Origin of the sequence: Massilia pinisoli (assembly GCF_024753285.1) — a bacterium.
In the GTDB taxonomy this organism is placed as follows: domain Bacteria; phylum Pseudomonadota; class Gammaproteobacteria; order Burkholderiales; family Burkholderiaceae_D; genus Telluria; species Telluria pinisoli.
Genome location: NZ_JANUGW010000011.1, coordinates 117,713 through 142,350 on the forward strand (window position 1 = coordinate 117,713; position 24,638 = coordinate 142,350).

At 67.8% G+C, this 24,638-nt stretch carries 21 protein-coding genes; 11 read left to right on the top strand and 10 right to left on the bottom strand.

Annotated elements, in window-relative coordinates:
* Positions 1-13 precede the first annotated feature (13 nt).
* From NX784_RS16300 to NX784_RS16315, 4 genes are all read right to left on the bottom strand, one after another.
* The gene (locus NX784_RS16300; RefSeq protein ID WP_258817737.1) at positions 14-1,012 is read right to left on the bottom strand and encodes an ABC transporter permease; all 999 of its coding nucleotides are present in this window, start codon (positions 1,010-1,012) and stop codon (positions 14-16) included.
* Positions 1,009-2,559 (bottom strand): sugar ABC transporter ATP-binding protein, encoded by a 1,551-nt coding sequence (locus NX784_RS16305; RefSeq protein WP_258817738.1) that lies wholly within the window; start codon positions 2,557-2,559, stop codon positions 1,009-1,011. The genes NX784_RS16300 and NX784_RS16305 overlap by 4 nt, the downstream gene beginning before the upstream one ends.
* A gap of 107 nt (positions 2,560-2,666) precedes the next feature.
* Positions 2,667-3,674 (bottom strand): rhamnose ABC transporter substrate-binding protein, encoded by a 1,008-nt coding sequence (gene rhaS, locus NX784_RS16310; RefSeq protein ID WP_258817739.1) that lies wholly within the window; start codon positions 3,672-3,674, stop codon positions 2,667-2,669.
* Entirely contained in the window at positions 3,671-4,573 is a 903-nt protein-coding gene (locus NX784_RS16315; protein ID WP_258817740.1) for a DeoR/GlpR family DNA-binding transcription regulator, read from the bottom strand. Before NX784_RS16315 ends, rhaS begins: the two co-directional genes overlap by 4 nt.
* A gap of 112 nt (positions 4,574-4,685) precedes the next feature.
* Here NX784_RS16315 and NX784_RS16320 point away from each other — a divergent pair, with 112 nt between their 5' ends.
* The 6 genes from NX784_RS16320 (at position 4,686) to rhaM (ending at position 12,648) form a co-directional block, all read left to right on the top strand.
* Complete coding sequence (locus NX784_RS16320) at positions 4,686-4,916, top strand: hypothetical protein (protein ID WP_258817741.1); 231 nt, start codon at positions 4,686-4,688, stop codon at positions 4,914-4,916.
* Positions 4,917-7,025 carry a bifunctional rhamnulose-1-phosphate aldolase/short-chain dehydrogenase gene (locus NX784_RS16325; RefSeq protein ID WP_258817743.1) on the top strand — a complete coding sequence of 703 codons (2,109 nt, stop codon included), beginning with the start codon at positions 4,917-4,919 and terminating at the stop codon, positions 7,023-7,025. It begins immediately after the preceding gene.
* 74 nt (positions 7,026-7,099) lie between these two features.
* Positions 7,100-8,395 carry an L-rhamnose catabolism isomerase gene (rhaI, locus tag NX784_RS16330; protein ID WP_258817744.1) on the top strand — a complete coding sequence of 432 codons (1,296 nt, stop codon included), beginning with the start codon at positions 7,100-7,102 and terminating at the stop codon, positions 8,393-8,395.
* A gap of 14 nt (positions 8,396-8,409) precedes the next feature.
* On the top strand, positions 8,410-11,094 hold the full coding sequence (locus tag NX784_RS16335; protein ID WP_258817745.1) for a glycosyl hydrolase: 2,685 nt from the start codon (positions 8,410-8,412) through the stop codon (positions 11,092-11,094).
* 25 nt (positions 11,095-11,119) lie between these two features.
* Positions 11,120-12,325, top strand: coding sequence for a glycoside hydrolase family 88/105 protein (locus NX784_RS16340; protein WP_258817746.1), 1,206 nt, complete (start codon positions 11,120-11,122; stop codon positions 12,323-12,325).
* On the top strand, positions 12,322-12,648 hold the full coding sequence (gene rhaM / locus NX784_RS16345) for an L-rhamnose mutarotase (RefSeq protein ID WP_258817747.1): 327 nt from the start codon (positions 12,322-12,324) through the stop codon (positions 12,646-12,648). The genes NX784_RS16340 and rhaM overlap by 4 nt, the downstream gene beginning before the upstream one ends.
* On the opposite strand, the gene NX784_RS16350 is transcribed toward rhaM, so the two are convergent.
* Positions 12,636-13,574, bottom strand: a complete 939-nt coding sequence (locus NX784_RS16350) for an alpha/beta hydrolase (RefSeq protein ID WP_258817748.1) — start codon at positions 13,572-13,574, stop codon at positions 12,636-12,638. The two genes, rhaM and NX784_RS16350, sit on opposite strands and share 13 nt — an antisense overlap.
* A 47-nt stretch (positions 13,575-13,621) precedes the next feature.
* On the opposite strand from NX784_RS16350, the gene NX784_RS16355 reads away from it, so the two are divergent.
* Positions 13,622-14,254, top strand: coding sequence for a 3-keto-disaccharide hydrolase (locus NX784_RS16355; protein ID WP_258817750.1), 633 nt, complete (start codon positions 13,622-13,624; stop codon positions 14,252-14,254).
* 11 nt (positions 14,255-14,265) lie between these two features.
* Here the strand turns inward: NX784_RS16355 and NX784_RS16360 are convergent, their stop codons facing one another.
* The gene (locus NX784_RS16360; RefSeq protein WP_258817751.1) at positions 14,266-15,603 is read right to left on the bottom strand and encodes a TolB-like translocation protein; all 1,338 of its coding nucleotides are present in this window, start codon (positions 15,601-15,603) and stop codon (positions 14,266-14,268) included.
* 155 nt (positions 15,604-15,758) lie between these two features.
* Between NX784_RS16360 and NX784_RS16365 the strand changes: the two genes are divergently transcribed.
* Genes NX784_RS16365 through NX784_RS16375 form a run of 3 tightly spaced genes read left to right on the top strand, consistent with a single transcriptional unit; the run spans position 15,759 to position 19,542 of the window.
* Positions 15,759-17,441 carry a rhamnogalacturonan acetylesterase gene (locus tag NX784_RS16365; protein ID WP_258817752.1) on the top strand — a complete coding sequence of 561 codons (1,683 nt, stop codon included), beginning with the start codon at positions 15,759-15,761 and terminating at the stop codon, positions 17,439-17,441.
* The gene (locus NX784_RS16370; RefSeq protein ID WP_258817753.1) at positions 17,438-18,130 is read left to right on the top strand and encodes a DUF6250 domain-containing protein; all 693 of its coding nucleotides are present in this window, start codon (positions 17,438-17,440) and stop codon (positions 18,128-18,130) included. The genes NX784_RS16365 and NX784_RS16370 overlap by 4 nt, the downstream gene beginning before the upstream one ends.
* Before the next feature lie 11 nt (positions 18,131-18,141).
* Positions 18,142-19,542, top strand: a complete 1,401-nt coding sequence (locus tag NX784_RS16375) for a glycoside hydrolase family 88/105 protein (protein WP_258817754.1) — start codon at positions 18,142-18,144, stop codon at positions 19,540-19,542.
* A gap of 11 nt (positions 19,543-19,553) precedes the next feature.
* Here NX784_RS16375 and NX784_RS16380 read toward each other — a convergent pair whose 3' ends face one another.
* A complete protein-coding gene (locus NX784_RS16380) occupies positions 19,554-20,372 on the bottom strand; it encodes a metallophosphoesterase (protein ID WP_258817755.1) in 819 nt (272 codons plus the stop codon).
* 61 nt (positions 20,373-20,433) lie between these two features.
* On the bottom strand, positions 20,434-20,844 hold the full coding sequence (locus NX784_RS16385; protein WP_258817757.1) for a hypothetical protein: 411 nt from the start codon (positions 20,842-20,844) through the stop codon (positions 20,434-20,436).
* 155 nt (positions 20,845-20,999) lie between these two features.
* Between NX784_RS16385 and NX784_RS16390 the strand changes: the two genes are divergently transcribed.
* Positions 21,000-21,380 carry a nuclear transport factor 2 family protein gene (locus NX784_RS16390; protein ID WP_258817759.1) on the top strand — a complete coding sequence of 127 codons (381 nt, stop codon included), beginning with the start codon at positions 21,000-21,002 and terminating at the stop codon, positions 21,378-21,380.
* Positions 21,381-21,384: 4 nt separating this feature from the next.
* Here the strand turns inward: NX784_RS16390 and NX784_RS16395 are convergent, their stop codons facing one another.
* The gene (locus NX784_RS16395; RefSeq protein ID WP_370662945.1) at positions 21,385-22,749 is read right to left on the bottom strand and encodes an NCS2 family permease; all 1,365 of its coding nucleotides are present in this window, start codon (positions 22,747-22,749) and stop codon (positions 21,385-21,387) included.
* 304 nt (positions 22,750-23,053) lie between these two features.
* Positions 23,054-24,529: a tryptophan halogenase family protein gene (locus NX784_RS16400; protein WP_258817762.1), complete on the bottom strand. Its 1,476-nt coding sequence runs from the start codon at positions 24,527-24,529 to the stop codon at positions 23,054-23,056.
* Between the last annotated feature and the right edge of the window lie 109 nt (positions 24,530-24,638).

A 24,638-nucleotide genomic window follows, 5' to 3' on the forward strand; every position in this document is an offset into this window, starting at 1 on the left:
GTCGTGGTCGGGTTCACGCGGCACTCCGTTCGGGTTGGGCGGCGGTGCCGTGCAGCGGCAGGATCTGGCGGCTGCGGCGGCCCGCGCCGCGGGCGTTGATCAGGACGGCGACGAGGATCACGAGGCCCGTGAGGGCACTCTGCCAGAATGGCGATACCTGCAGCACGGGCAGCGCGTTGCCGATCACGGTGAGGAACAATGCGCCCAGCATCGCGCCGAGCACGGTGCCCACGCCGCCGCCGATGGAGACGCCGCCGATCACGCACGCGGCGATCACGGTGAACTCGAAGCCGTACGCGATTTCCGTGTAGGCGACGGCATAGCGCGCGACCCACAGGTAGCCGCACAGGCCGGCCACCGCACCGGACAGCGCATACGTCCACAGCAAGCGCTTGTGGCTGGGGATGCCGATATAGCCTGCGCATTGCGGCGCGTTGCCGATCGCGTACAGGTCGCGGCCGAAGCGCGTGCCGCGCGCGACCCACGCGAAGACGCCCACGGTGGCGGCCGCGATCCATACGAGGTGCGGCAGGCCGAGAAGGCGGTCCAGCGGAAAGGCGATGAAGTGCGCGGGCATCTGATGCGCGGACACCCACGCGCCGCCCGACAGCACGAACACGGCGCCGCGGTACACGCTCATGGTGCCCAGTGTGACGACGATCGGCGGCAGTTCGAGGTAACCGATCAGCCAGCCGTTGACGAGGCCGAGCGCGAGGCCGACGGCGACGGCCGCCAGCATGATCAGGGGCAGCGGCAGGCCGGGCACGTGCGCAGCCAGCATCGCGGCGACCATGCCGGACAGCGCCAGGTTCGACGCGACGGACAGGTCGACGCCGCGCGTGACAATGACGAGCATCTGCGTCAGGGCGAGCATGACGAGCAGGGTACTGTCCGTGACGACGTTCGCGAGCGAGCCGCTGGACAGAAATGCGGGCGCGCGCAGGCCGACGGCCAGGACGAGCAGCACGATCATCGCGGCCAGCAGCGGCTCGCGTTGTTTCAGGAAGGTCATGCAGCCTCCGGCGCGGTGATGGGGTCGAGGGCCAGACCCGATGCGGCCGCGACGACGGCTTCCGGCGTCGCCTCGTCGCGCGTGAATTCGCGCTGCACGCGGCCGTGGTGCATGACGACGACGCGGTCCGCCATGCCCAGCACCTCCGGCAGCTCCGACGACACGAGGATGACGGACAGCCCGCGCGTCACGAGTTCGCTGATGAAGCGGTGCACGGCGGCCTTCGAGCCGATGTCGATGCCCTTCGTCGGCTCGTCGAGGATGATCACTTTCGGGTTTGTCGCGAGCCACTTGCCGAGGACGACCTTCTGCTGGTTGCCGCCCGAGAGTTCAGCGACGTGCTGCGTGAGGTGGCTCGCCTTCAGTTCCAGCTGCTCGGCGAAATGGCGCGCGATCGCGGTCTCCTGCGCGCGGCGCCCGCGCAGGAAGAAGCCGATGCGCGACAGGATGGGCAACGTGATGTTCTGCTGGATCGTCATCGTGAGGTGCGCGCCGTGGTGCTGGCGGTCTTCCGGCACGTAGGCGATGCCGAGCGCGATCGCTTCGCCGGGCGAGCGCGCAGCCACGGGCTTGCCGTCCAATGTGACGCAGCCGGAAACCCCGGGTGTCAGGCCGAACAGCGCCTGCATCACTTCCGAGCGGCCGGCGCCAACGAGGCCGTAGAAGCCGAGGATCTCGCCGCGGCGCAGAGTGAAGCTGACGTCGTCGAATTCGGTTGGATGCGACAGGTTCTGCACGACGAGCAGCGGCGCGCCGATCGTGGCCTCCGCCTTGGGATAGGCCTGGTGCACGGCGCGCCCGACCATCAATGCGACCAGTTCCCCTTCCGTGATGTCGGCCAGGCGCCCGTCGGCGACGAACTGGCCGTCGCGCAGCACCGTGTAGCGGTCGGCCACGGCGAAGATCTCGTCGAATTTGTGCGAGATGAAGATGACCGCGGTGCCGGCGGCCTTCAGCTGGTCGATGATGCGGTACAGTTCGCGGATCTCGCGCTGCGACAGGGCGGCCGTCGGCTCGTCCAGGATGACGACGCGCGCTTCCTGCGCGAGGGCGCGCGCGATCTCGACGAAATGGCGCTGCGCGACGGACAGGTCCTTGATGCGCGCTTTTACGGGGAGCGCGACTTCCAGGCGGGCGAACAGCGCCTCCGCTTCGCGCTCGATGCGCGCCCAGTCGATGCGGCCGGCGCGCACGGGCTGGCGGCCCACGTAGATATTCTCGGCGACCGTGAGCTCGTCGAACATCACGGTTTCCTGGTGTACGGCGGTGATCCCGGCGGCCATCGCTTCCTGCGGGCTCGCGAACGTCACGGGCTTCCCGTCGAGGGCAAGCGTGCCGGCGTCCGGCCGGTAGATGCCCGTCAGCGTCTTCACGAGCGTGGACTTGCCCGCGCCGTTCTCGCCGACGAGGGCCATGCATTCGCCGGCGCGGATCGTGATGTTGACGCCGTTCAGCGCGTGGATGCCGTTGAAGCGCTTGCTGATGCCGGTCAGTTGCAGGACCGGGGGCGCGTCCGTTCGCGGACTTGTGGTGTCGGTGGCTGGCATAGTGGTGCGGTGTGATTGAAAACGCCGCCGTTCCGCGCGGGGCGGAACGGCGCGATACATCAAAGTACTGCGCAAAGTACTGCGCAAAGTACTGCGCAAGGTACTGCTCAGAACAGCTTGGCGAACTTGTCGACGTTGTCGGCGTTGTACGTGAACGGCGGTCCGAGCGCGGCCTCGCCTTCGGCATCGAGCGTCACGTTGCCAAGGCGGCCGACGGACACGGTGGCACCCGGCTTCGCCTCGGCCTTGCCCTTCACGAACTGGTCGGCGGCGTATGTCGCGGCATAACCCAGGTCGATCGGATTCCAGATCGCGAATTCCTTCACGGCGCCGCTCTTCACGTGGCCCGCCATCTCGGACGGCAGGCCGAGGCCCGTCACGTAGACCTTGCCGACCAGGTGCTCGTCCGCGACGGCCTTGCTCGCGGCGACGATGCCCACGGTCGTCGGCGCGATGATCGCCTTCAGCTGCGGATGGCTGCGCAGCAGGCCGATCGCCTCGCGGTAGCTCTTGTCCGACTGGTCGTCGCCGTACACGGTGGCCACCAGTTTCAGCTTCGCGTACTCCGGCTTCTGCAGGACGTTCTTCATCACACCGATCCAGATGTTCTGGTTCGTCGCTTGCGCCGACGCGGACAGGATCGCGATCTCGCCCGCGCCCCCGATTTCGTCGGACGCCATCTGGATCTGCTTCTCGCCGATCAGCTGCGCGTTCGACGGATTGAGCTGCATTTGCCGGCCCTCGGGCGCGATGCCGCTGTCGAACGAAATGACCTTGATCCCGCGCTGCATGGCCTTCTTCGCGATGGGGACGAGCGCGTTCGGATCGTTCGCGGAGATGACGATGGCGTCGACCTTCTGGCTGATCAGGGAGTTGATGATCTCGATCTGGCCTTCGGCGCTCGGTGTCGTCGGCCCCGTGTAGATCACTTCCACGTTGCCGAGCTGTTTCGCCGCTTCGTCGGCACCGGTGTGGGCGGCGTCGAAGAAGCCGTTGCCGAGGCTTTTCACGACCATCGCGATGCGGGTCTTTTCAGGCTTCTTCTGGCCGCAGGCCGCAAGGCCGGCCAGGATGCCGACGGCCGCCAGCGCGAGCAGGGTGGTTTTCAGCTTCAATGTGCGGGCTCCAGTTGGGTGTCGAGCCGCGGGTCGAGCTGCGCGTCCAGGTGGAACAGCGCCGCGGACTGCAGGTCGTACTGCGGATTAAAAAAAGGTGCACCGACGTCCGGCGCCACGTCGTCCGGTTCGACGGTGACAACCTTGACGCCGTATTGCTCGAGCGTCTGTACGGCCTTGTCGGACGCGCCGGTGTCCGTAATGACGGTCGACACGCGATCGAGGCCACACAGGATCAGGCCCGCCTTGCGCGCGAACTTGGAGCTGTCCGCCAGCACGACGAGTTCTTCGGCCTGGCTGATCAGGCGCTTCTCGGCCTGGATCAGCAGCGGGTCCGCTTCCATCAGCCCCAGTAAAGACAGGCCGTAGACGCTCATGAACATCTTGCCCGCGTAGTGGTGCTGGGTGATGTCGTTATCGAACGGCGACAGGATCACGTTCTGCTCGCGGTAGACCTTCCCGCCGGGGACGATGATCTCGTTCTCGCTCGAGACGAGCAGGCGCTCCGCCATCAGGAACGAATTGGTGAGGATCTTGAGGTGCTTGTCGGCCAGGAATTCGGCCATCATGAACGTCGTCGTGCCGCCGTTGATGATGATCGTTTCGCCGTCCGCGCACATGCCGGCCGCGTGGCGCGCAATGGCCCGCTTCCGCGCCGCATAGCACTGGATGTTGTTCTGGAACGTTTCGCTCGACAGCGGGAACTGGCGCTTCTTCGGAAGCAGGTTCTCGGCGCCGCCGCGGGTGCGGGTGAGCAGGTTGCGGGCTGCGAGCCAGCTGATGTCGCGCCGGACCGTGGCCGGCGATGCGTTGAGCCATTCGACGAGTTGCTGGACCGTCGCCGTCTGATGCTCGGCGAGCAGTTTCAGCAAACGCTTGCGGCGTTTGTGATTCACCATTGTCTCCTCCTGATGCCGTCTGTTTTTGTGAAGCGGCCTGACAACGTCGTACCGATGGTCGCGTTGTGTGGGAAAAAGAGTAATGAGGAGTTAACAGTGCGTCAATCGTTAAATGATCAAACGATTGATTATTTGGCCGCCGCAGCGCCGCGAAATGCGCGTTTCGATCAACCTGATGATTAAATCGTTCTTGGTCACGATGTTGATCGGTTCCGCGTTGACACCCCTCGGGCCGCTGAATTCTACTGTGCCGGATGCCGCGACCGTGGTCCGCCACGGCACGGGCGAAGGAGACGGGATCGCCGTCCGGCGACGACACACAACGCATATTGGAGAATTTTGAATGGGTGCACCGAGCGACACGAAGCACAAGGAACCGATCACGTCACGCTGGGACGACCAGCACGCGGCCGCGCTGAGCGAGCCGGAACTGCTGCTGTACCGTTCCAACCTGCTCGGTTCCGACCTGCGCATCACGAACTTCGGCGGCGGCAATACGTCGGCCAAGATCGCGATGACGGATCCGCTCACGGGCGATCAGGTCGACGTGCTGTGGGTGAAAGGCTCGGGCGGGGACCTGGGTTCGATCAAGCTGGATGGCTTCTCGACGCTGTACATGGACAAGCTGCACGCGCTGAAAGGGCGCTACCGCGGCCTGGAACACGAGGACGAGATGGTCGGCTACCTGCCGCACTGCACGTTCGATCTGAACCCGCGCGCCGCGTCGATCGACACGCCGCTGCATGCGTACATCGACCGCAAACACGTCGACCACATGCACCCGGACGCCGTCATCGCCATCGCCGCCTGCAAGAACAGCCGCGCGCTGACGGAGAAGATCTTCGAGGGCGAACTGGGATGGCTGCCGTGGCAGCGCCCCGGCTACGATCTCGGGCTGAAACTGGAAAAGCTGTCGCAGGAACAGCCGCAGCTGAAGGGCATCATCCTCGAAGGCCACGGACTGTTCACGTGGGGCGATACCGCGAAGTCGTGCTACGAGACGACGCTCGCGATGATCAAGCGTGCCGACGAGTGGCTCAGCGCGAACGTGAAGCAGCCCGTATTCGGCGGCCGGGTCGCGCAGCCGCTGCCGGCGGCAGAACGGGCGGCGCTCGCGGCCCGGCTGATGCCCCTGCTGCGCGGGAAGATCAGCCAGCAGGAATACAAGCTCGGTCACTTCGACGATGCCGACGCCGTGCTGGAATTCGTCTGCAGCGCCGACCTCGCGCCGCTGGCCGCGCTGGGCACGTCGTGTCCCGACCACTTCCTGCGCACGAAGATCCGCCCGCTGGTGCTCGACTTCGATCCGGCTGCACCGGATTTCGATCGCCTCGTGGGCGGCCTCGATCAGGCGTTGAGCGATTACCGCGCCGACTACACGGCGTATTACGAGCGCTGCAAGCGCGCCAACTCGCCGAAGATCCGCGACGCGAATCCGATCATCTACCTGATCCCCGGCGTGGGCATGCTGTCGTTCGCGAAGGACAAGGCCACGGCGCGCATCGCCGGCGAGTTCTACGTCAATGCGATCAACGTGATGCGCGGCGCGAACGGCGTAGACTCCTACGTCGGGCTGCCGGAACAGGAAGCGTTCGACATCGAGTACTGGCTGCTGGAAGAGGCGAAGCTGCAGCGCATGCCGAAACCGAAGAGCCTCGCGGGGCGCATCGCCCTCGTGACGGGCGGCGCGGGCGGCATCGGCCAGGCCGTGGCGCGCCAGCTGCTGCAGGAAGGCGCGTGCGTGATGCTGACCGATATCGACGGCGAGGCGCTCGAAGAGGCGCGCCAGAATCTCGTCAAGGTGGCGGGCAAGGATGGCGTGGCGACCGTGCAGGCGAACATCACGAGCGAGGACGACGTGGCCGGCATCCTGTCCGCGACGGCGTTGCGCTTCGGCGGCGTCGACCTGCTCGTGTCGAACGCAGGCATCGCGTCGGCTGCGCCGCTGGACGAGACGTCGCTGGAAGTGTGGAAGCGCAACCAGGACATCCTCGTCACCGGGTACTTCCTTGTGAGCCGCAATACGTTCCAGATCATGAAGCAGCAACAGCTGGGCGGCAGCATCGTCTTCGTGGGCAGCAAGAACGGTCTCGTCGCGTCGGCCGGCGCGTCCGCGTACTGCACGGCGAAGGCGGCCGAGATCCACCTGGCGCGCTGCATCGCGCTGGAAGGGGCGGAACACGGCATCCGCGTCAACGTCGTCAATCCGGACGCCGTGATCCGCGGCTCGCGCATCTGGGACGGCAAGTGGAAGGAAGAGCGCGCCGCGTCGAACAAGATCGGCGCGGACGACGTCGAGGAGTTCTATCGCAAGCGCAGCATGCTGAAGAAGAGCGTCTTCCCGGAAGATATCGCGGAAGCCGTGTACTTCTTCGCGAGCGACAAGTCCGGCAAGAGCACGGGCAATGTGCTGAACGTCGATGCGGGCAACGCGGCCGCTTTCACGCGATAATCGAGATAGCCGGACAGTACCAATAAGATGAGCGGCGCCGCGAGAGGCGGTGCCGCCGACGACTAGGAGACAACATGACGACCCTCATCGACGCCGCGCTGGTGGCGGACCACAACGACAAGCTCGCGGCGCAGCTGCAGGCCGACTACGACGCGCTGGGCGGCATGCTGGCGCGGCGCGGACAGGACATCGAGGTATTGACGGCCCTCGCGCAGCGCTTCGCCGTCGCCGTCCCGAGCTGGGGCGTGGGCACAGGCGGTACGCGCTTCGCGCGCTTTCCCGGCCGCGGCGAGCCGCGCAACGTGTTCGAGAAGATCCACGACTGCGCCGTCATCAACCAGTTGACGCGCGCGACGCCAACCGTGTCGCCGCACTTCCCGTGGGATAAGCCGACGGATGCGAACGAGCTGCGCCAGAAGGCGGACGATCTCGGGCTCGCATTCGACGCCGTCAATTCGAACACGTTCCAGGACCAGCAGGGGCAGGAACACACGTATAAATACGGCAGCCTGACGGCGGGCAGCGCGGCCACGCGCGCGCAGGCCGTCGCGCACAACATCGATTGCATCGAGCTGGGACGCGCGCTGGGTTCGAAGGCGCTGACGGTCTGGGTCGGCGACGGCGCCAACTTCCCCGGCCAGAGCAATCTGCGTGGGGCGCTGGAACGCTATCTGGACAGCATGCGCGCCATCTACGCCGCGCTGCCGGACGACTGGAACGTCTTCATCGAGCACAAGCTGTTCGAGCCGGCGTTCTACGCGACGACGATCGCGGACTGGGGCACGAGCTTCGCATGCGCGACGGCGCTGGGCCCTAAGGCGAAATGCCTCGTCGACCTGGGCCACCACGCGCCGAACACGAACATCGAGATGATCGTCGCGCGGCTTGCGCAGTTCGGCAAGCTGGGCGGCTTCCACTTCAACGACAGTAAATACGGCGACGACGACCTCGATTCCGGCTCCATCAACCCGTTCCAGCTGTTCCTGGTCTTTAACGAGCTGGCCGATGCGGCACAGCGCGACGGCGCCGGTTTCAATCCGGCATACATGCTGGACCAGTCGCACAACGTGACGGACCCCATCGAAAGCCTGATGAACAGCGCGGTCGAAGTGCAGCGCGCGTACGTACAGGCCGCGCTGGTCGACCGTGCACGCCTCGCCGAGCTGCAGGAGGCGAACGACGTGCTGCTGTCGGCGCAGGCGTTGAAGACGGCGTTCCGCACGGACGTGTCGCCCATCCTCGCGATGGCGCGCGTGCGCGCGGGAGGTGCGGCCGATCCGGTGGCGTGCTACCGGACGAGCGGCTATCGCGACAAGGTGGCCGCGAGCCGGCCGGCCAAGGCGGGGGCGAGCAGCAGCGGGATCGTGTGAGCGGGGTCCGTTGCATGCGCAAGCCCTTGCTGGGCGCGGTGCTGTCGTGCGCGTTCGCCGCGCACGCCGCCGCGCCGTCGACCACCTTTGCTGACGTCGCAGCCCATCTCCAGGCGCCGCCGCCGGACGCCCGCCCGATGATGCGCTGGTGGTGGTTCGGCCCAGCCGTCCAGAAACCTGAGCTGGAACGCGAGATCCTCGCGATGAAGGCCGGCGGTATCGGCGGCTTCGAGATCCAGCCCGTCTATCCGATGGAACTGGACGACGCCGCGCGCGGCATCCGCAACGTGCCGTATATGTCGGCCGACTTCCTCGATGCCGTGGCATTCGCCAACAAGACGGGCCGCGCCAACGGCATGCGCGTCGACATGACCCTCGCGAGCGGCTGGCCATATGGCGGCCCGCACGTCGCGGTGGCCGATGCGGCGGCGCGGCTGCGCCAGGCCGTCGTCGATGTGCCGGCCGGTGCGAAGAGCGTCGCGCTGCCGGCCGTGGCGAACGGCGAGAAGCTGATCGCCGCCTTCGTCGGCACCGCCGTCGATCCCTCCGCATTGAGGCCGCTGACGGTGCGGGCCGGCGTTGATGGCCGCGCGCCGATCGCGCCCGCGCACGAGCCGCGCAAGCTCGTCGTCTACATCGCGAGCCGCACGGGCCAGCAGGTCAAGCGCGCGGCGCTGGGTGCGGAAGGCTTCGTGCTCGACCACCTGAGCCGCAACGCGGTCGACCACCATCTGGCGACGGTCGCCGAACCGTTGCTGAAGGCATTCGGCGACACGCCGCCGTATGCCGTGTTCTCGGACAGTCTCGAGGTGTACAACACCGACTGGACCGATGACTTCGCCGCAGAATTCAAGAAACGCCGCGGCTATGACATCGTGCCGCACCTGCCGGCCGTCTTCACGGGACAGGGACCGGACGCCGCGGCCGTCCGCCACGACTGGGCGCTGACGCAGACGGAGCTCGCGAACGAGCGCTATCTCACGCCGATCGACGACTGGGCGCGGGCGCACGGCACCCGCTTCCGCTCGCAGACGTATGGCGAGCCGGCCGTCTCGCTGTCCAGCAACCGCCTCGTCGCGCTGCCGGAAGGCGAGGGGCCGCAATTCCGCGAATTCTCGTTCACGCGCCTCGCGACATCAAGCGGTCATCTGTACGGCCGCCCCGTGATCTCGGCCGAGACGTGGACGTGGCTTCATTCGCCCGCATTCGCCGCGACGCCCCTGGACATGAAGGCCGAGGCGGACCGTATGCTGCTGCAGGGCGTGAACCAGTTTGTCGGGCACGGCTGGCCATACACGCCGCCCGGCACGCCGGAACCCGGCTATGCGTTCTATGCGGCCGCGGTGTTCAACGACCACAACCCGTGGTGGAACGTGATGCCCGACGTGACGGGCTATCTGACGCGCATGAGCTGGTTGATGCGCCAGGGCGAGCCGGCAAACCAGGTCGCCGTGCTGCTGCCGAACGACGACGTCTACGCGTCGCTCGTGCCGGGCAAGGTGTCGCTGTCGGCCGAGATGCACAACTACGTGACGCCGGCGCTCACGGGTCAGATCCTCGACGCGGGCCAGAACCTCGACTACATCGACGCGGACGCGATCCTCGCGCTGGGCGTGCGCCATCCCGTGCTCGTGATGCCGCACGTGACGCGGCTCGCGCCCGCGGTCCTCGACAAGCTGGCCGAGTACGTACGTGGCGGCGGCAGGATCGTCGCCGTGGGCGGTCCGCCATCGCTGGCGCCCGGCTGGCTGGACGCGGCGCGCGTGTCCGCCACGGTCGCAGCGAAGGCGAAGGTCTTGTTCGCGCATCCGAACGTGCGCGTCGTCGCGGATGAGGATGCCGTCGGCGCCGCGGTCCAGGCCGTGCTCGCGCCGGACATGCGGTTGTCGGCGCAGGTGGCCGATGTCGGCTTCGTGCGCCGCAAGCTGCGCGACGCGGATATCTACTTCATTGCCAACACGAGCAACCATCCCGTGCATGCCGAGGCGACTTTCGCCGCCCGGCGGAAGGCAGCCGCATGGATCGACCCGGACAGCGGCCGCATGACGGTGGCCACCTTGCCCGCGCGGCTCGACCTGGCACCTTACGAATCGCGCGTGCTCGTGCTGGCCGACGTGTTGCCGGCCGCGCCGGCGCCCGTCGCCGCGACGATGGAAATCGCGGACCTGGGCCGCGGCTGGACGCTGCGCTTCCCGGGCCAGGACGAGGCGCAGCGGCTCGACACGCTGCGTTCGTGGACGGACGTCGACGCGACGCGCTTTTTCTCGGGTGTCGCCGCGTACGACAAGGAGGTCGACTTGACGGCGGCCCAGCTGGCATCGGCCCGCCTTATGCTGGACTTCGGTCCCGGCACGCCGTTGGAGACGACGCCGAAAGTCCCTGCGGGCATGAGGGCGATGTATGAAAGCCCCGTGCACGAAGCGGCGCAAGTCTGGGTGAACGGCCGCCACGCCGGCGCCGTGTGGCATCCGCCGTATGCCGTCGACGTGACGGGCCTGCTGCAGCCGGGCCGGAACCGCATCGAAGTCCGCGTGGGCAATTCGGCACTGAACGTGCTCGCGGGCCGCGCGCTGCCGGACTACCGGCTGCTGTCCGCCCGCTATGGCCAGCGCTTCGTGCCCCAGGATACCGCTTTGATCGCGCCGCAGCCTTCCGGCCTGCTGGGCCCCGTTAAGCTCTTCGGAGCGGTCGCGCGCTGACCATATCGCAGAACAGGACAGGATCTTGAAAACGACGTTACGACTCTCGCTGCTGGCGGCCGGTACCGCGCTGGCATTGCCGGTGCTCGCGCAGACCGCGCCGGCCTACCCGCTGCCGACGCCCGCGATGCAGGCCGTCATCGACAAGGATGTGGCGCGTCATTTCGGCGACGCGCCCGTCGATGCGGGGCCGCTCGCGACGGATTTATCGCCCGAGCTGACGCCTGCAGCCATCGACAGGGTCTTACGCAAGGTGGCCGACTGGCAGCTGGCACGCGCCCAGCCTTACTTTTCGCGCATCTGGACGGAAAGCGTGATGTACACGGGCTTCATGGCCGCGTCCGACGCGACCGGCGACCCGCGCTACCGCGACGCCATGCTCGCGATGGCGCGCCACTTCGATTTCCAGGAACGCGACCGCCTGCCGAACGCGGACGACCTGTCGATCGCGCAGACCTACCTCGACCTGTACTTCCAGGAGAAGAGCCCGGGCATGCTGCGGCTGACGAAGGCCGAGATGGACGACCTGCTGCCGCTGGCCACGTTGAAACCGAACGATGCGCGCATCCCGTGGTGGTGGTGCGACGCGCTGTTCATGGCGCCGCCCGTGTGGGCCAAGATGTTCCGTGCGACGGGCGAGCGCAAATACCTCGACTACATGCACGTGAACTGGAAGCGCACGTACGACCAGCTGTACGACAAGGACGAGCACCTGTACGCGCGCGACGCGGGCTACAAGACCAAGCGCGAACCGAACGGCAAGAAGGTGTTCTGGTCGCGCGGCGAAGGCTGGGTGATGGGCGGCCTCGCACGCGTGCTGGACTACGTGCCGGCCGACGATCCGCAACGCGGCTTTTACGTGACGCAGCTGCGCGAGATGGCCGACAGGCTGGCGTCGCTGCAGGGCCCGGACGGTCTGTGGCATGCGGGCTTGCTGGACCCGGCGTCGTATCCGCTCCCTGAGACTTCCGGTTCCGCGTTGTTCGTGTACGGCATGGCGTACGGCGTGAACCACGGCCTGCTGGACGGCGCGCGCTTCCGTCCCGTGATCGCGAAGGCCTGGGCCGGCATCGTGAAGAGCGTGTATGCGGACGGGCGCGTCGGCAATATCCAGCAGACGGGCGCGGAGCCCGCGTATTACCGGCCCACGTCGAGCTACGACTACGGCGTCGGCGGCGTCATGTTGGCCGCGGCGGAACTGAAGCGCATGGCACAGGGAGGCGCGCGATGAGCGAACAGGTCGAAACCCGCGCATTCGTGATGCGCCTGAAACCGGGCAACGTGGCGGAGTACGAGCGGCGCCACGATGCCATCTGGCCCGAGCTCGCGGACTTGCTGGGCACGTCCGGCATCCACGATTACTCGATCTTCCTCGACGAGGACACGTTGCAGCTGTTCGCCGTGCTGAAGCTGCGGCCCGGCCATACGATCGCCGCGCTGCCGGACCACCCGGTGATGCGGCGCTGGTGGGACCACATGGCGCCGCTGATGGACGTGGAGCCGGACAACCGGCCCCGCGAATGGACGCTGCGCCGCGTGTTTCACCTGCCGTGAGCGGGCGCCGGGTCCAGCAGGCCCCGCGCCTTCAGCCATTCTTCAGCGCGCCGTGGCCAGTCGGACGACGTGCCGAGACCGGCGCGCATCCCCATGCCATGCCCGCCGTGCTCGAACAAATACATCTCCGCCGGCACCTTCGCGCGCGTGAGCGCCTGGTAGAACAGGATGCTGTTCTCGACGGGGACGGTGCCGTCTTCCTGCGTGTGGATCAGCAGGGTGGGCGGCGTGGCGGACGTGACCTGCGTTTCCACCGACATCAGGCGCACCGTATCCGCCGTCGGATTGCTGCCCAACAGCGCCTTGCGCGAACCCGCATGTGTGGCCGGGCCGTCCATCGTGATCACGGGGTACAGCAGCATGAGGAAGTCCGGCCGGGCGCTGACCTTGTCCAGCTCCGCGCCGGTGCGGCCCAGCGGATGGTCGAACAGGGTGCCTGCGCTGGCCGCGAGGTGGCCGCCGGCCGAGCTGCCCATCACGCCGATACGGTCGGCCCGGATCCGGTACGTCGCGGCGTTGGCGCGCACGAGGCGCACGGCGCGCAGCACGTCGCGCAGCGGCGCCGGGTGGCCGAATTCCTGCATGCGATACTTCAGCACGAACGCGGTGATGCCGAGGGTGCCCAGCCACGCCGCGTACTGTTCGCCTTCGCGCTGCATGGACAGCCGCACGTAGCCGCCGCCTGGAGAGACGATGACGGCGGTGCCGTTCGGCCGGTCGACGGCGGGGCCGTACACGGTCAACGTCGGTTCGCTGACGTTCGCTACGCGGCCGTCGTCGACCCGCTCCGCGCCCAGGCCGGGCTTCGCATCCGGCACGCCTTCCGGCCACAGCGGGATGACGGCCGTTGGCGCGGCGAAGGCGGCACCGGCCGCACCGGCCGCACCGGCCGCACCGGCGAAGAGGGCGCCGGCGACGAGTTTCATGTAATGTCTCCTGTATTCATTCGAACGATTCATCGTGGGGTCCTGACATGGTAAAGCTTGGATGGTTGGGCGGCGCGCTGTTGTGCGCGGGTCTGTTCGGTTGCGCGACGCCGCAGCCCCGTGCGGATGGCGGCCTCGGCGCGCTGGACATCGTCACGGCGCCGGCCGCGGCGCTGGACACCGTGTGGCAAGCGCGACCCGACGGCGTCATCGGCGTGGCGGGCAAGCCGTCCGGATTCATCGTCACGCGCGACGTCTACACGGACTACCGCCTGCACGTGGAATGGCGCTGGACCGGGAAGCCGGGCAACGGCGGCGTGCTGCTGCACGTGGCGTCTGGGCCGAAGGACGGCGTCTGGCCGTACAGCATCCAGGTGCAGACGAAGCACGGCAGCGTGGGCGACCTGCTGCCGATGGCCGGCGCCACCTTCCATGAACCGTTGACGACGGCGCCCGGCGCGTACCCGCCGATCAAGGCGCGCACAGCGCCCGACAGCGAGCTGGCGCCCGGCGAATGGAACACGATGGACGTGCTCGTGCGCGGCGGCTGCATCGACGTGACGATCAATGGCGTCGCGCAGAACGCCGTCACGCTCGCGCAGCCGGCAACGGGGCGCATCGGGTTCCAGCTCGAAGGCACGCCGTACGAGCTGCGCAACCTGCGCGTCGAGCGCCTGTAGGAGTCTTTGCATCAGCGCGTGCCGCGCTTGAGCCAGGCGTCCGGCACGGGCACGATGCAGATGTTCAGCGTGCGGCCGTCGGCGGACAGCATCGCGGACTGGATCTCGATGCGCGTGCCGTCCGGGCTGAACGTCGGATGCGGGTGGTCGGCGGCCGTCGTCTTGTGGCCGGTCGTCAGCAGGATCATCTCGTGGCTGGCCCGGTCGATCAGGTACAGGCTGCGGCTGAAATCGTCGCCGACGGCGAAGCGGCCGTCGCTGGAGCCGTGCACGTGCCAGAAGCCGCTGCCGGACGGCGTCTGCCCCACGATCTGCATCTGGCGCGTGCGCAGGTTGACGATCGCGAGGCCGCTCGGCTTCTCGCGCGTACCGGTGGCGCCCCAGCCGTCATCCTGGCCGGGATTCGCAGCGCCCACGTCCGTCGCAGGCGCGTCGATGGCCGACGCCGCGCCGGGAATCGGGCGGTGGCCCATGATGGCGAGCGCCACTTCGTCCTTGCCGATCACGGCTTCGTGCGTGACCCATTCGTACGGCGCTTCCGGGTACAAGGGACGCAGGCCGCTGCCGTCCGCACGCACGGTCCACGTGCGCTGCGGCGACTTGCCGCCCGTTTCCCAGCAGAAGACGATCTCGCCTGGATTCCACAAGTTCGCCTGGATGTGGCCGACCTGGAACGGTACCGACACGACGTGACGGACCTCGCCCGTGCGCATGTTCACGCGCGCGATGCCCGCGGGGCCGGCGCCCATGTGGCGCGGGCCGAACGCGGGCTCCAGCTTCGTGCCCGGTGCCAGGTGGCGCGCCGCCTCGTGCGGGCCGACGCGTACGTACAGCCATTCCTCGTCCGCGTCGAGCGCCGTGTCGCCGAACGCTTCAAGAGCCGCGGGCAAGGTGGCGGCCACGCGCTGGTAGCGGGATGCGTCCTCCATATGGCCGGCCGCGCTGTCGGCCAGCACGCGCGCGAGGTCCACCTCGATCACCTGTTTGTCGTCGCCCGCGCGGCGCAGGAAATACAGCTTCATCGACTTGCGCGCCACGTTCAGCATGCCTTCGTAACCGCCTTCCGTGACCTGCACGATGGCGCCCGTCGTTTCGTTGACGGCCATCGCCTCGTTGCCGGCAAGGTGCGAGCGGAAGATCAGCCACTGGCCGTCCGCCGTCCACTGCGGGTGCGTCTGGTAGATCTTCGAATCGCCGTGCGGCTGGCTCGTGAGGAAGGTCAGATGGGTCCCCGTGACGGGGTCGACGACTTCGCGGCGCTCGGACGGAAAGCGCCGGCCGATGGCGGCGGAGGCATCGGTGGCCGCGCCGAGCAGAGCGCAAAGTGTCAATATGGCGAATGGGCGCATGCCCGTCTCCTTGTGGTTGGGATCCGCTCATTGTTGCAGCGGCGGGCGCGCCTATCCGCTCATGTTCCTGATTCTTTGGCCGCTTGCGTTCTGGCCGTGCGCGTCGCTCGCATAGAATGGACCGCAGAACAGAACAACGAGACAGGAACACCGCCATGCTGCTGCCCCACCTGCTGCGCGCCGTCGCCGCGCTTCTCCTGCTGATGGTCGCCACCGCCCACGCGCAACCGCTGCCCGCCGCCGTCAATACGGACCCTGCGCGCGCGCAGGTGACGTTGCCGGTGCCCGCGAACCCGGCGCTGCCGTCGCTGATCCTGATCGGCGACTCCACCGTGCGCAACGGCCGCGACGACGGCCAGGGCAAGGGCGCGGCGGGCCAGTGGGGATGGGGCAATCCGATCGCCGCCTGGTTCGACCCGGCGAAGGTCAATGTCGTCAACCGCGCCGTGGGCGGCCTGTCGAGCCGCACGTACATGACGAGCGGGCACTGGGAGCGCACGCTGGCCTTCGTCAAGCGGGGCGACATCGTCCTCATGCAGTTCGGCCACAATGACGCGAGCGCGGTGAACGACGCGAGCCGTGCGCGCGGCACCTTGCGCGGCGCGGGCGAAGAGACGGAGGAGATCGACAACCTGCTCACGCAGCAGCACGAAGTGGTGCACACCTACGGCTGGTACCTGCGCAAATACGTCGCGGACATCCGCGCGAAGGGCGCGACACCGGTGATCTGCTCGCCGATCCCGCACAAGCAGTGGGACGCGCAAGGCCATGCGAAGCGCGACCGCGACACGCATGGGGGCTGGGCCGCCGCGGTCGCGCGCGAGCAGGGCGTCGGCTTCATCGACTTGAACGACGAGGTGGCACGCCGCTACGATGCGCTGGGTCGCGACGCCGTCACGCAGCTGTTCCCGCAGACGATGCCGGACGAGCACACGCATACCAACTGGGCGGGCGCCGTGCTGAATGCGCAGGTCGTGGCCGCCGGCCTGAAGGCGCTGGGCGATCCGCGCATCGCCGCATGGATGAAACCGCAGCCGCCTGTGAATCTGCAGCCGCCCGCGCGCGAGGACGACCGGCCCGTCGTCGATGCGGCGAGCGTGCGCGACGAGGCACCGCGCGATCCGGCGCTGCCGACACTCTTTCTCGTCGGCGATTCGACCGTGAAGAGCGGCGGCGTGCACGGCGCCATCGGCTGGGGCGAGCGCATCGCGCCGTGGTTCGATCCGCGCAAGATCAATGTCGTCAACGCGGCCATCGGCGGCCGCAGCAGCCGCACCTACTTCACGGAAGGCCGCTGGGACAAAGTGCGCGACCAGCTCAAGAAGGGCGATATCGTGCTCGTCCAGTTCGGCCACAACGACGGCGGCCGCATCGGCGACCCGGCGATGAAGAACCGCGCATCGGCGCCCGGCACAGGTTCGGAAACCGTCGAGGACACGCGCCCGGACGGCAGCAAGGAAGCCGTGCACACGTTCGGCTGGTATATGGCGCGCTACGTGGCGGATGCGAAGGGGAAGGGCGCGACGGTGATCCTCGTGTCGCCCGTGCCGCACCGCGACCGCTGGCAGGACGGCCGCGACTTCGCGACCTTTGCCGACTGGGACCGCCAGGTGGCCGACGCGAACGGCGCGCTGTTCATGGACCTGACCTTGCTCGTGGCGGACGGCTACAAACAGATCGGCGCGGAGCGCGTAAACACCTTCTTCGCCGACGCGCGTACGCACACGAACGAAGACGGCGCCGCCTTCACCGCGCAGCGCGTCGTCGCGGGCCTGAAGGCGCTGCCGGGCAATCCGCTGGGGCCATACTTTGCCGACAAGACGGTGGCCGGCCGATGAGGATGGCGTTCGCCGCGCTGGTGCTGGCGTCGGGCGCGGCCGGGGCTGCGGAACCCGCCGCGTGCACGTACTGGGGCCGGCCGGGCGCCGTGCTGTTCGCCGACGATTTCAGCGCGCCGTCCAGCGCGTACGTGGCCGAGTACGCGCGCAAGCCGGGTAGCGTGGTCGAGACGCGCGACGGCCGCCTGCTGATCGACGTGGACAGCGGCGCCACCGTGTGGCTGGACCGACGGCTAGCCGGGAACGTGTTGATCCGCTTCACGCGCAAGGTCGTCGTCGAGGGCGGGCGGAACGACCGGCTGTCCGACCTGAACGTGTTCTGGATGGCGCGCGACCCGGAGCGGGACAATCTGTTCACGCGCGGCGGCAAGTTCGAGGACTACGACGATCTCGCGATGTATTACGTTGGCATCGGCGGCAACCGCAACACGACGACGCGGCTGCGCCGCTACGGCGACGGCCGCCGGGAGCTCGTGGGCGAGTACAAGGACGCCGCCCATCTGTTGGCCCCGAACCGCGACTATCGCATCGAGATCGCCGTGTACGACGGCTGCACGCGCGTGCGCGTGGATGGCACCAACTGGTTCACCTACCGCGACCCGCATCCGCTCGCGAGCGGCTACCTGGGGCTGCGCACGACATGGTCGCGCCAGACGGTGGACGACCTGACGATACAACGACTGGAATGACAGGAGACAGTGTGAAGACTCGATCGATGGCACTGGCGCTGGCCGCCTGCGCCTTGTCCGCATCCGCCCAGCAGGCGCCGGCACCGCAGGAGCGTGGCCCGGTGGCCGCGGACGCGCTGCTGCACGCGCAGCAAGTGCATTACCCGACGCCGTATGGTGCGATGGATGCGGCCGAGGTCAAGGCCGTGCTGGACCGCGTGTTCGGCTACCTCGACCAGGTGACGCCCGCCGAGGTGATCGACCAGCGCACGGGCGCCCCGATCGCGGACTTGTCGAAACCCGATCCGAACGCCGTGCTCAAGCCCGGCGACTTCCGCCTGACGAGCTATGAATGGGGCGTGACGTACACGGGCATGCTGGCCGCAGGCGCGGCGACGGGCGACCGCCACTACACGGACTATGCCATCCAGCGTCACCAGTTGCTGTCCCGGCTGACGAAGACCTATCTACCGCTCGTCCAGGCGGACCGCGAGCATGCGGCCGCGCCCATCAAGAGCTTCCTGAATCCGCACGCGCTGGACGATGCCGGCGCGCTGTGCCACAGCTTCCTGAAGGCGAAGCTTGCCGGTTCGTCCGTCGACTATGGTCAGATGATTCCGATCTGCGCCGACTTCGTCACGAAGAAGGAATACCGGCTGAAGGACGGGACGCTCGCGCGCGGCGGCCCGGACGGCCACGGCGGCGTCAAAATGCGCCCGCTGCCGGACACGCTGTGGCTGGACGATCTGTTCATGGGCGTGCCCACGATCGCGTACCTGGGCAAAGTGACGGGCGACGCGCGCTATTACGACGACGCGGCGCGCCAGGTGCTGCAGTTCTCGAAACGCATGTTCAATCCGCGCCTCGGCATTTACATGCACGGCTATGTTGAAGGCTTGCGCGACCATCCGGAACTGCACTGGGCGCGTGCGAACGGCTGGGCCGTGATGGCGATGGTCGAAGTGCTCGAGGTGCTGCCGAAGGACCACAAGGATTACGGCGCCGTCCTCGAGCAGCTGCGTGCCCACGTCAAGGGTCTCGCGAGCTACCAGACGAAGGACGGTTTCTGGCATCAGCTGATCGACCGCCCCGACACGTACGAGGAGACGTCGGCCACGGCGATCTACGCGTACGCGATCGCGCGCGCCGTCAATCGCGGCTATGTCGATGCGCAGGCGTACGGCCCGATGGCGAACCTCGCGTGGAATGCCGTCGCGAGCAAGGTCGGGTCGAACGGCCGGATCGACGGCATCTGCGTGGGCACCGGCATGGCGTTCGACCCCGCGTTCTACGCGTACCGGCCGACGAGCGTGAAGGCCGCGCACGGCTATGGCCCCACGTTGCTGGCGGGTGCGGAGATCATCGCCATGAACCGCAAGTTCAAGTTCGGCCTGAACGACAGCGCGCTGATGTATCAGGGCGTGCGCGACTGAGTCGAGCGCCTCTACACGACGATCACGAGCTCCTCGCGGAACGCCGCCTGCTCGCCCTTGTTCGCATAGCCGAGCGGGTTCGCGACGACGCGGCAGCGCCAGCCGGTGCCTTCGACGACGTAGTCGTTCGCGCAGTGCAGGTGCCCGTGCATCCACACGTCCGCGAACGGCAGCAGATCGTCCAGCGCATTGCAGAAGCCCGCAGTGCCGGGCGTGATGCCGTAGCGCGGGTCGGCGCTGCGCAACGTGGGCGCGTAATGCGTGACGGCGATGGTGGTGCCGTCGAACGGCGTGGCCAGCGCATCACGCAGCCAGGCCTGGCACGCGAACGACAATTCGCGCTGGCCCTCGGCCAGCAGTGGCGCGCCGTCGACGAGCGTCGTGTTCCCACTCAGGTAGTAGTTCGCGGCGCGGAACGCCTTGTCGCGCTGCTTCAGCTGGCGCGTGATGTCCGTCTCGCTGGACGCGAGCGCGTCGAAATCGGCCCACAAGGTCGTGCCGATGAAGCGGACGTCGCCGAGCGTGACGATTTCGCCGTCGAGCCACGTGATCCCGAACGCGGCGCACGTCGCGCGCAGGCGGGCCTGCGTCGCGGTGAAATCGAGGCCGTCGAATTCGTGGTTGCCCGGTACGTACAGCACGCGCGCGCCGGCGCCCGTGGTGGCCGGCGCGAAGCGCGCGAGGCCGAAGTCGTCGGACGTCAGGCGCGACCGGGCCTGGTACGAGCCGATGTCGCCGGCGAGGACGACGACGTCCGTGTCGGGGAAGATGGTCGGCTGGAACCCGGGGTCGCGTTCGAGGTGGAGGTCGGAGAAGAGCTGGATGCGCATCGCCGGAGTATACCGCCTTCCGGCGCCACCCCGCCGCGCGCATCCGGGCGCGGAGCCCGGCTTACTTGCCGGCCGCGTTCTGCATCTTCTCGCCGGTGCGTTCGAGGCTGCGGCCCGTGGCGGCCGTCGCATCCTTCGCGCCTTCCTTCACGTTCTGCGCGGCTTCGTGCGATTCCTGGCGGACTTCGGCACCTGCCTTCTGCATCTGGTCGCCGGCGCGGTCGGCCGCGGCCTTGACGTTGGCGTTGGCCTGCTCGGCCGCTTCCTTCGCATTCTGGCCGGCCTGCTGGGCGGCCGCATTGGCGTTGGCGGCAGCTTCCTTCGACTCGGCGGCGGCCTTCGCGCCCGCGTCGTCGATGGCCTTGCCCGTGGCCTGGGCCGGGCCCATGCCGTCCTTGTCCTGCGCTTTATGGCAACCGGTCACGAGAACGGCGACGGCGAGCATGATGCTTGAAATGGTGGTGGCTTTCATGGTTTCTCCTGTAAGAAGTTGTCACTTAGATTACACAATTCCGTCAAGACGCGGCGTACGATACGGCTGGGCCGGTCCGCGGATCGTGGCGACGCTTGTTTTGCCGCCGTTGTGGTGGCACGATGCCGGATGCGATTCGACACAAGGAGACCGGCATGAGCGGCACGATCACATTAAAGGAAACGGCAACCGACTTCCTGCGGTTGACGGCGCGCGGACAAGTCGACGAGGCATTTTCACGTTACGTGGCGCCGGGGTTTCGCCACCACAACCCACATTTCGCGGCGGACATGGCGACCTTGCAGGCGGCAATGAAGGAGAACGCGGGGCGGTTCCCGCGCATGGTGTTCGAGGTGCAGCGCGCGATTGCCGAGGGCCCGCTGGTGGCCGTGCATTCGCGCGCCGTGATGGAAGAGGGTGGAACGGAACTGGCGATCGTCCACATCCTGCGCTTCGAGGGCGACCGCATCGCCGAGATGTGGGACATTGCCCAGCCGGCGCCCGTCCCGATGGCGAACAGGGACGGGATGTTCTGACGGATCAGATGGCCCAACCGCCCCCGTAGAACGCGGCCAGGGCCAGGGCGATGCTGACGGTGCCGACGTTCAGCTTGCGCCATTCGCCCGCCAGCACGCGGCCGACGACCAAGGTGCAGAAACCCAGCATGATCCCGGTGACGATATTGCAGGTCAGGAGGATGAACACGGCGCACACGAGGCCGGACAGCGCATCGAGCTTGTCGTCCATGTTCATGTGCGCGACGCTGCTCAGCATCAGCAGGCCCACGTACATCAGGGCGGGCGCGGTGGCGTACGACGGCACGAGGCCGGCCAGCGGCGAGAAGAAGATCAGGCCGAGGAAGCCGAGGCCCACGACGACGGCCGTCAAGCCCGTGCGGGCACCGGCCGCGGTGCCGACGCCCGATTCGATATAGGCCGCAGCGGGTGCGCCGCCCACGAGGCTGGAAAAGATCGAGCTCAGGGAATCGGCCGTCAGCGCGCGGCCGCCGTTGTGGATGTAGCCGCGCGCATCGACCTGGCCGGCCTGGCCCGCGACGGCGCGGATGGTGCCCGTCGCGTCGAACACCGCCGTCATCACGAGGGCGAGGACGCTCGGCAGCACGGCCATGCTCAGCGCGCCCTTGACGTCCATCGCGCCGATCAGCGATGCGTGGCCCGGTGCGCTCAGTTGCGGCCACGAGAAGATGCCCTTGAAGTGCACGTTCGGATCGAACGCGAGGCCCAGCGCGGATACGGCGATCACGACGAGCAGGATGCCGCCCGGGACCTTGCGCTGTTCGAGGCCGAAGATCGCGGCGAGGCCCAGGATGCTCATCACGACGGGGAACGCCGTGACGTGGCCCAGCGCGACCGGGAGGCCGGCACCGGCATTCTTGACGACGAGACCGACGTCGCTCGACGCGATCATCAACAGGAACAGGCCGATGCCCACACCGGTGCCGTGCGCGACGCCGGCCGGCAGGTTCTGCAGGATCCACGAGCGGACGCCCGTCACGGAAATCGCCGTGAACAGGAGCCCCATCAGGAAGACGGCGCCCAGCGCGATGGCGGGCGTGAGGCCCTTGCCCAGCACGAGGCCGAACGCGGTGAATGCCGTGAGCGAGATCGCGCAGCCGACGGCGATCGGCAGCCGGGCCCAGAGGCCCATCAGCAGCGAGCCGAATGCGGCCGTCAGGCACACGGCGACGAAGACAGCGCTGACGTCGAAGCCGGCCTGGCCCAGCATGCCGGGAACGACGAAGACGGAATACACCATCGCCAGGAACGTCGTGATGCCGGCAATGACCTCGCGCCGCGGCGTGCTGCCGCGTGCCGTGATCTGGAAGTAGTGGTCGATCTTGCCGATGGGGATGGATGGGGACGTGAAAGTCTCCACGCGTTCCACGCGCTGGACTTGAGGCTGGGACATAGCGGCTGCTCCTCTGTGTTATTGACCCGCCGATCGCGCCGCAGGGGCGTGTCGACGGGGTGTCTCGTCGTTATGAGTGGTGAAGCTTAGGCCCGAAGCTCACCGGCGACATATCGGAGCAGCGCATAGAGACTATACGAAAAGTGGTATTGCGTTTATGGATAGTGTCGTTTTGGCATGAGGTCACGCGAGGCGCACGGACGGCTCGACGTCTCCGCCGAACGACATGGCGTGCGCGTGGCTGGACGCGCTGGCGGCCCGCTGACGGGGCCGCGCGGGATCAGTGCCCGAGGATGCGCGCGAGGTAGGCGTCGTGCGAGGCCAGCGGGGCGACGGCTTCGGCGAGCTGGCTTGCGCGCGTGCGTACCCAGTCGAGCGACGTCGCGAGCGGCAGGTCGGACAGGCGAGGGTCGGCGCGCTCGGGCCAGCAGTGCATGCCCGCGTAGATCGCGAGCCAGCTGTGGCCGTCGAAGCCTTCGACGTCGTACTGGTGCAGTACGCCCGTCTGGCGCCATGCGTGCAGCTTGTACGCGAGCGTCTCCGGCAGCTCGACGTGCGCCATCGCGTTCCAGAACGGCGTGTCGCGCCGCGCCGTCAGGCAGTAGTGCAGCAGGATGAAGTCGCGGATGCGTTCGAACTGGCGCGTGAGCCCGTGGTTGTACGCCTCGATGGCTTCCGGCGCCACGCGGGTGCGCGGCACGAGCAGCGGCATCAGGTTGCCCAGGCCCGCCTGGATGAGGTAGATGCTCGTCGATTCGAGCGGCTCGAGGAAGCCCGTGGCGAGGCCGATGCCGACGACATTGTGCACCCAGAAGCGTTCGCGCCGGCCCGTCGTGAAGCGCAGCAGCCGGGGTTCCGCCAGCGCTTCGCCGTCCAGCTGTTGCAGCAACTGTTCGCGCGCCTTGTCCTCGTCGATGAAGCGGGACGAAAACACATGGCCGTTGCCGGTGCGGTCCTGCAGCGGGATGCGCCACGCCCAGCCCGATTCCAGCGCCGTCGCGCGCGTGTACGGCGTCAGTGCCGTGCCGGTGCGCGCGCAGGGGACGGCCCAGGCGCGGTCGACGGGGAGCCAGCGGCTGTAGTCGAGGAACGGTTCCTCGAGCGTGCGGCCCAGCAGCAGCGACACGAAGCCGGAGCAGTCGATGAACAGATCGCCCGCGACGACGCGGCCGTCGTCCAGGCGCAGCGACGCCACGCCGCCGTCGGCCCGGCGCGTCACGTCGACGACCTTGCCCTCCGTCCGGCGCACGCCGCGCTTGATGGCAATGTCGCGCAGGAAGCGTGCGTACAGGTTGGCGTCGAAGTGGTACGCGTAATTGAAGCTGGCCGCGCCCTGGCCCGGCGCGCAGAAGCGGTCCTGCATCGCCATCACGGTCGGCAGGCATTGCTCGCCGAACTTCGGCAAGCCCGCGTTGACGTGGCGGCGATACTGGCCCCACAGGGAGTGCGGGCCGTCCAGTTCACCGAAGTCGCCGAACGTATGGTAGTAGTCCTCGCCGCGCACGCGCCAGTCGCAGAAGCGGATGCCCAGCTTGTACGTGCCTTGCGTGGCGCGCAGGAAGTCGGCTTCCTGGATGCCGACGATCTGGTGGTAATTGCGGATCGAGGGGAAGGTGGCCTCGCCGACGCCGACCGTGCCGATGTCTTCCGATTCCACCAATTCCACCGTCGTGCCCTGCAGGCCCGTGGCCAGGGCAACCGCCGTCATCCAGCCGGCCGTGCCGCCGCCGAGGACCACGATACGTTCGTAACTCATGCTGTCTCCATTCTGTCCCATGGCGGCCGAGTGGGCCCGGCCGCTCTTCGTATGCATGCGATTGTACCGCCGTCTTTACGGGGCGCAAGGAACTTTTAGCGCCGGACAA

Excerpts from the sequence above, each read along its gene's own strand:
- NX784_RS16300 (WP_258817737.1), bottom strand. The coding sequence starts at position 1,012 with ATGACCTTCCTGAAACAACGCGAGCCGCTGCTGGCCGCGATGATCGTG.
- NX784_RS16325 (WP_258817743.1), top strand. The coding sequence starts at position 4,917 with ATGGGTGCACCGAGCGACACGAAGCACAAGGAACCGATCACGTCACGC.
- NX784_RS16370 (WP_258817753.1), top strand. The coding sequence starts at position 17,438 with ATGAGGATGGCGTTCGCCGCGCTGGTGCTGGCGTCGGGCGCGGCCGGG.
- NX784_RS16385 (WP_258817757.1), bottom strand. The coding sequence starts at position 20,844 with ATGAAAGCCACCACCATTTCAAGCATCATGCTCGCCGTCGCCGTTCTC.
- NX784_RS16315 (WP_258817740.1), bottom strand. The coding sequence starts at position 4,573 with ATGGTGAATCACAAACGCCGCAAGCGTTTGCTGAAACTGCTCGCCGAG.
- NX784_RS16400 (WP_258817762.1), bottom strand. The coding sequence starts at position 24,529 with ATGAGTTACGAACGTATCGTGGTCCTCGGCGGCGGCACGGCCGGCTGG.
- NX784_RS16365 (WP_258817752.1), top strand. The coding sequence starts at position 15,759 with ATGCTGCTGCCCCACCTGCTGCGCGCCGTCGCCGCGCTTCTCCTGCTG.
- NX784_RS16335 (WP_258817745.1), top strand. The coding sequence starts at position 8,410 with ATGCGCAAGCCCTTGCTGGGCGCGGTGCTGTCGTGCGCGTTCGCCGCG.
- NX784_RS16355 (WP_258817750.1), top strand. The coding sequence starts at position 13,622 with ATGGTAAAGCTTGGATGGTTGGGCGGCGCGCTGTTGTGCGCGGGTCTG.
- NX784_RS16360 (WP_258817751.1), bottom strand. The coding sequence starts at position 15,603 with ATGCGCCCATTCGCCATATTGACACTTTGCGCTCTGCTCGGCGCGGCC.
- NX784_RS16320 (WP_258817741.1), top strand. The coding sequence starts at position 4,686 with ATGATCAAACGATTGATTATTTGGCCGCCGCAGCGCCGCGAAATGCGC.
- NX784_RS16305 (WP_258817738.1), bottom strand. The coding sequence starts at position 2,559 with ATGCCAGCCACCGACACCACAAGTCCGCGAACGGACGCGCCCCCGGTC.
- rhaI (WP_258817744.1), top strand. The coding sequence starts at position 7,100 with ATGACGACCCTCATCGACGCCGCGCTGGTGGCGGACCACAACGACAAG.
- rhaM (WP_258817747.1), top strand. The coding sequence starts at position 12,322 with ATGAGCGAACAGGTCGAAACCCGCGCATTCGTGATGCGCCTGAAACCG.
- NX784_RS16380 (WP_258817755.1), bottom strand. The coding sequence starts at position 20,372 with ATGCGCATCCAGCTCTTCTCCGACCTCCACCTCGAACGCGACCCCGGG.
- NX784_RS16390 (WP_258817759.1), top strand. The coding sequence starts at position 21,000 with ATGAGCGGCACGATCACATTAAAGGAAACGGCAACCGACTTCCTGCGG.
- NX784_RS16350 (WP_258817748.1), bottom strand. The coding sequence starts at position 13,574 with ATGAAACTCGTCGCCGGCGCCCTCTTCGCCGGTGCGGCCGGTGCGGCC.